Below are 319 nucleotides of genomic sequence, written 5' to 3' on the forward strand. Positions count from 1 at the left end.
GGAGGCTGAGACAAAAAGTTTCAACTCATGAAAAAGGGATAAGGTCGGTTTAAGATCTTATCCTTTTTTCTATTTTTGAGCCATTTTCTTGCTCAGTTTCTTAAGGTTATTGGCCATGAGAACCAGTCCCATGTCAATTTTCACCTTGCGCTTGCCTCGCAGATTGCAGCGAGTGTAGCCCAAACAAGCCTTTATCTGACCAAAGACAGGCTCGACATCTATCTTCCGCTGGGCATAGATGCGGCGGCCTTCTTCCGATAAAAGCGTCTGGCTTTCTTTGAGTTTCAGGGCTTGATAACGCTCATTGATATAAAGCCCC

General features: G+C 44.8%; 1 protein-coding gene. It reads right to left on the reverse strand.

The window, feature by feature from the left end:
* Nucleotides 1–69: 69 nt before the first annotated feature.
* On the reverse strand, nucleotides 70–319 hold a 250-nt coding region (locus STRDD11_RS13445; protein ID WP_164828526.1), incomplete at its 5' end, for a transposase.

The organism is Streptococcus sp. DD11, assembly GCF_001578865.1.
In the GTDB taxonomy this organism is placed as follows: Bacteria; Bacillota; Bacilli; order Lactobacillales; family Streptococcaceae; genus Streptococcus; species Streptococcus panodentis.